The sequence below is a fragment of the Okeania sp. SIO2B9 genome, from assembly GCF_010672505.1.
Lineage (GTDB): Bacteria > Cyanobacteriota > Cyanobacteriia > Cyanobacteriales > Microcoleaceae > Okeania > Okeania hirsuta.
In genome coordinates this window covers 1-5,545 of record NZ_JAAHGK010000421.1, presented here as the reverse complement: position 1 = coordinate 5,545, position 5,545 = coordinate 1, and the positions used below count along the sequence as shown (strand labels likewise).

Annotated in this window: 5 protein-coding genes; 2 read left to right on the top strand and 3 right to left on the bottom strand. The window is 38.6% G+C overall.

The genetic code is table 11. The features are described from left to right. The 3 genes from F6K13_RS15950 to F6K13_RS15940 form a co-directional block, all read right to left on the bottom strand. Positions 1–211: citrate/2-methylcitrate synthase (locus F6K13_RS15950; RefSeq protein WP_287287822.1), on the bottom strand; the 211-nt coding region annotated here is incomplete at its 3' end. A gap of 457 nt (positions 212–668) precedes the next feature. Continuing rightward, positions 669–1,169 (bottom strand): phosphohistidine phosphatase SixA, encoded by a 501-nt coding sequence (sixA, locus tag F6K13_RS15945; protein WP_124145771.1) that lies wholly within the window; start codon positions 1,167–1,169, stop codon positions 669–671. Between the two features lie 334 nt (positions 1,170–1,503). Further along, positions 1,504–2,001 carry an HNH endonuclease gene (locus F6K13_RS15940; RefSeq protein ID WP_124145772.1) on the bottom strand — a complete coding sequence of 166 codons (498 nt, stop codon included), beginning with the start codon at positions 1,999–2,001 and terminating at the stop codon, positions 1,504–1,506. Positions 2,002–2,560: 559 nt separating this feature from the next. Here F6K13_RS15940 and alr point away from each other — a divergent pair. Both alr and F6K13_RS15930 read left to right on the top strand, forming a co-directional pair. Continuing rightward, on the top strand, positions 2,561–3,778 hold the full coding sequence (gene alr / locus F6K13_RS15935; protein WP_124145773.1) for an alanine racemase: 1,218 nt from the start codon (positions 2,561–2,563) through the stop codon (positions 3,776–3,778). A gap of 628 nt (positions 3,779–4,406) precedes the next feature. Further along, a complete protein-coding gene (locus tag F6K13_RS15930; RefSeq protein WP_124145774.1) occupies positions 4,407–5,405 on the top strand; it encodes a glycosyltransferase family A protein in 999 nt (332 codons plus the stop codon). Positions 5,406–5,545: the final 140 nt, after the last annotated feature.

The window sequence follows — 5,545 nt, the reverse complement described above, 5'->3', positions numbered from 1 at the left end:
GCTCAAAGCTTTCTAATTCTTCTTTGCTAGGAAGATAGCCCCAAATTAATAAATATGCTGTTTCCAGAAAAGAACTCTTTTTTGCCAGTTCCTGAATATTAATGCCTCGGTATTCCAGTACTCCTAGCTGTCCATCGACGTGACTGATACTTGATTGGGTAGCGGGAACACCTTCTAAACCTGGTTTAAATTCGATACAGACGACAGACATTACTATACCCTTTACTTAGTTAGAATATTCTCAACTTACATTATCAACTAGCTTAGTTGTGTCGTGGTTTTGACAACAATTTATTAACAATTCTGGCTATTTATACTCTTACTGTTAAATCAGAGATTATAGTTGGGGATTGTTGTTTCTCAGATTCTTATGTCAGTAGGGAATAGAGAATAAAATATACTTTTGTGCTTGAAGGGTAAATCCAAAAATAATTTTTCTTACTTATTTAAGCTGACCATCAAATATACAATTAATTTTGCTTGCTACCAAATTAATATGAAGTTGCATAGAATAATATATTAATATTAATTACAGTTGACTCTCAATTGAGATTGAGATAAATAAGTCAATAAATTTCATAACTGGCTACCTCACAGAAAATTGGGATAACACCTAAAACCTACGACTTAACACCTAATTCTGTTTAATTTGATTTTTTTAATTTGATCTAATTCAGTAGAAATTTTGGTGGTGTCAACCAAAACATTTGACTATTACCTACTGGTGAAGCAACTTCAGGTAAGGAAATACCTATAACTCCTGCTTTTTTTAGTATCAAAACTTGTCTAGCTTCTCCCCAGATTAAAATTTCTGCCCAATTTGCTAAGTCTGGTTGATGGCCTACGAGGGCTAATTCTCTATGTTCTTGAAGTTGCCATGTTTTTAGCCATTTTAGCCAGATATTAATTTCACCATCAGGAGCTAGTGGTAAAAATTCTTCTACTTTAGAGCTTAATTTATTTTCTTGAAGAATTTTAGCAGTTTGATGCGCTCTAACTAAAGGACTGGTGAGAATTAGGTTGAAATGAAGACCTAATTGTTTGAGTTGTTGAGCAACTTTGTTAGTTTTGCGATCGCCTATTTCCGTCAAAGGACGTTCTGAATCTGTGGGGTAATTTTCTGCATCTGCAGCTATACCGTGACGGATGAAATAAACATTTATACTCATAAGCTGTTCAGCATTTAGACTATATTATCAAATTTTTTTTAGAGAGAATGAGCTTTTAGTGCAACTGCTATGCAAAAGTATACGGGGAGAGTGGCAAGGGTGAGGAGATGGGGAGAATCTAGACAGGGCCTGGTTTGAGCATACGCTGCATTAATCAAAACTGATCCACCCTCCTTTTTAATAAAAATACTAACTGTAGTAGTCTAAAGAAGCTGAAAACTCAAACAAAGTTAGATTTTTCCTTCTGCCTTCTGTCTTCTGTTTTTTTTCTGTCTTTTGCCTGATATTGCTATTTTCGATACAAAAAACCCCTGCCTTCAGATGGACAGGGGCTTCATAAACCAATCACATATTTTTTCCATTCTTTATTCCTACCACTTTTAACGTGTTTAGTCAATTCAAAGTAAAGGCCACTATAGGGTTTTCGAGGAAGATAATGCAAAGTCATATTCGCCTCTTTTGGGGTACGATTACCTTTGCGGACATTGCAGCGAACACAAGCAGTCACAAGATTTTCCCAGGTATCGCCACCACCACGCGATCGCGGGATGACATGATCTAAGGTTAAATCATCGCCTGTATAATTACAGTATTGACAGGAATGACCATCTCGGTGCATAATGTTTCGGCGTGTCAAAGGAATATCCTTATAAGGAACTCGGACGTAGTATCGCAGTCGAATAACTGTAGGCAAGGGAATATCTGGCAGGATATATACCCCATTATGTTCAATCTGCTCCGCTTTACCTTTGAGCAACAAGACGATCGCTCGTCGCCAACTCGTGATATTGAGCGGTTCATAAGAAGCGTTCAACACTAAAACATTGGCCATTGATATTTCTGAAAAGATAATATTTTCTCATAGGTTAACACAATCGATCTTTGTTGGGACAAAAGTTTAGAGTTATACCAATTTGATCAATGTTTGCTACAAATAGCTAGGATATTTCTTAGGAGGACCGAGTCAGGAAGGCCGAGTCAGGAGGAATGAGTCAGAATTAATGGCTTTAATACCAGTTTTTAGGTCAGAATTTATCTTTTTAGTCCAAGAGAAATCTCCTATAAAGTAGGGGGGGATGGCAACTTGCTAACGCAAAGCTGCCGCGAACACCCTTACAGCCCTGATTATTCGTAACATTCTTTTTTTTAATTGGTATTAAACAATTTTCTGACAGACAAATTTAAGGTATAAAAAATTTTTGGCGTTGCTGATTCTGGGTATGATTTGATAATTTTGTATTTTGTATTTTGGATTGTTTAAACTACTTGTTAATATTAACTGTTCCCTATAAAATAATCTTCCCGAGCTGTAGCTATATAACCTGATAATCACTAATTATGGTAGCAAATAGTTTTAATAGGAAAGTTAATTAATTGAGGAGTGAATCAAAATGTTGAGTTGGGAAAATGCTTCTTTTAAAACTCTAGTAACAGAAAGCTTAAATCAGGACTCGATAGAAAGTGATGCTTATGGAGGGATTTGTCAAAGAGCTTGGGTAGAAATTAACGACCAGGCATTGGCCTATAATGTACGACAGCTTAAGAGTATTCTATCAGCAAAAACTAAATTGATGGGAGTAGTTAAAGCAGATGCTTATGGCCATGGAGCGTGTCAAGTATCTCAAACTATTTTAGAGGCAGGTGCAGATTGGTTGGCAGTCGCAACAGTGCCAGAGGGAATAGAGTTAAGGTTAGCTGGAATTGAAGCACCAATTTTAATTTTAGGAGCAACAGACCGACCAGAACAAATTCAAGCGATCGCTCACTGGCAACTTCAACCAACTATTTGTACCCCTCAGCAAGCTTTAGTTTTTTCAGAGACTCTTTCCCATTACACTAAAGCAATGCCAGTGCATCTGATGTTGGATACAGGAATGTCTCGCTTGGGAATGCCTTGGCAAGAAGCAGTAAAATTTGTACAATTTGTCCAGAGATTACCAAATTTAAAAATTGCTAGTATTTATTCTCACTTAGCCACTGCAGATAGTCCTGACCAAACAGTGATGAGAAAACAGCATCAAAGGTTTGAGGAAGCAATAGATTCGTGTTGTATTGATAGAGAAGGTTTTTCTAGGGATGTGCAGCTTCATTTTGCTAACTCAGCAGCTACTTTAACTGACTCTGCTTTACATTACGATATGGTACGAGTGGGTTTAGCTCTTTATGGTTTTTATCCAGCACCTCATTTGCATCAGAAAGTTAATTTAAAACCTGTAATGCAGGTTAAAGCTAGGGTGACACAGGTCAAAACTATTGAAGCAGGTACTGGTGTTAGTTATGGTTACCAATTTATTGCCAAAAAGCGGATGCGTTTAGCAGTGGTAGGTATTGGTTATGCTGACGGTGTACCTCGTAATCTTTCTAATAAAATGAAAGTTATTGTGCGCGATAAATTGATTCCTCAAGTTGGAGCTATTACTATGGATCAATTAATGCTGGATGTGAGTGATATTCCTGATCTAGAAACAGGTGAAGTAGTCACTTTATTGGGAGAGCAAGGTAAGTATCAAATTTCTGCTGAAGACTGGGCAAATACTTTAGGGACTATTTCCTGGGAAATTCTTTGTAGTTTTAAGCATCGACTACCTCGTGTAGCAGTTGAGAAATAGCACTCAGGAGTCAGGAGTCAGGAGTCAGGAGTCAGGAGCTTGATTTTTTGGTGGTAGTGCATTGTAATAGTGGTCTATTGTAATTATTTTGGTTAAGGAGAATGGTAGTGGGAGCATCTTGCTCCCGTACTCGCGGGCAGGATGCCAGTACTAGAGGTTTTTCATCCCCATCTACCATTACGCGAGCAGGACTACCGATTTTTTGAACTTGCTGTAATTCTCAAAGAATTTGACATCCTCTCCCGTTATAATCTTTGATTTAACGGGAGATTCCCAAACCTCGCATCGGCGAGGTTTACTGCTTGAGTGGCACTTATCTAGACTGTTGTCAGTCCCCGACAGTAGGCCAACGAGCGTCAATTTGCTCTACGATCTGCAAAGGCCGCAGTGACACCTCAGTGTTATCATGTTCCCATTGTATCATAATTCTATCTCAATAGAGTGCTTATTGTTTGTTTGGTCGCGATTCATCTCCCGGTAAATTGGAGATTATACCGGGAGTCCTCAAAGCTCCATTTTTGATAGAAACTTTCCATGGAAGGTATCTACAATATCCAGTGTTCCCTCTTGAATTTCCACCTACGAGCTAACACCTACCACCTACCACCTACTACCTAAGTCTATTAAGATGTCAACTACTACTAAAACTCCACGGGTAAGCGTAATTATACCCGTTTACAATGGCGATCGCTATATTCGCCAGGCCATCGAAAGTATTTTATCCCAAACTTATCAATCCTATGAAATCATTGTCATTGATGATGGCTCCACAGACAATACCTCTTTAGTCTTGGAACCTTATTTTAAGGCTATCCGTTATATATATCAAAAAAATCAAGGGGTTTCAACAGCTAGGAATCATGGTATAGATCTGGCGCGGGGAGAGTTAATTGCTTTTCTGGATGCAGATGATTTTTTTCTACCGGATAAACTGACTGCCCAGGTAGGGGTATTTGACGCGCAACCGAATTTGGGAATTGTTCACAGTGGGTGGCGCAGAGTGAATCAGGATGGTGAAACTATTAAAGATGAGACTCCCTGGGATTATGTTCCTAAATTGGATTTAGAGGCATGGTTACGATGGAAACCAATAGGCACAATGGGTACTTTGATGTTTCGACGAGATTGGTTGCAACAGGTGGGAAGTTTTGAGGCGGGATTAGGTCAAGCGGAGGATGTCGATTTAGTATTGCGTTTGGCTTTGCAGGGTTGTGAGGCCGACTGGTTGCGAGAGTCTACTGTTTGTTATCGTCAGCACGACCAAAATACGATGCGGGATGGGAGATCTCAGGCACGGTCTATTAATGGGGTTTTGGATAAGTTTTTTGCCTCGGAGTCTTTACCTTTGGAAATTCAGTTATTAGAAAAACAGGTGCGTTACAATACTTTGGTGTGGAGTTCTTGGTATTTGTACTATACGGGTTTCTATTCTGAGATGGTGGAATATTTACAAAAGTCTTGGGAATATTCTTCTTTTTTACCTGTGGGAACAGTGATTAATTGGATTGATAGCTTTACAGGATTTTCTGAGAATGTAGGGGATGATTTAGATGCTGATCGATTAGCTAAAACTTCTGAGTGGCAAGATTTAATGAGTTGGGTGATTAGTCATAGTGAAGTTTCTTGACTCCTGAGGGCGAATGCCATTTGCTAACGCAGAGCTGCCGCTAATATCATGTTCGGTAGAACAGTTATAATATCAAATCCGCTTAATTCGGTATAAAAAATGTTCCATCTTCAGTTATTGCTAAATCTTTTTATATCTCA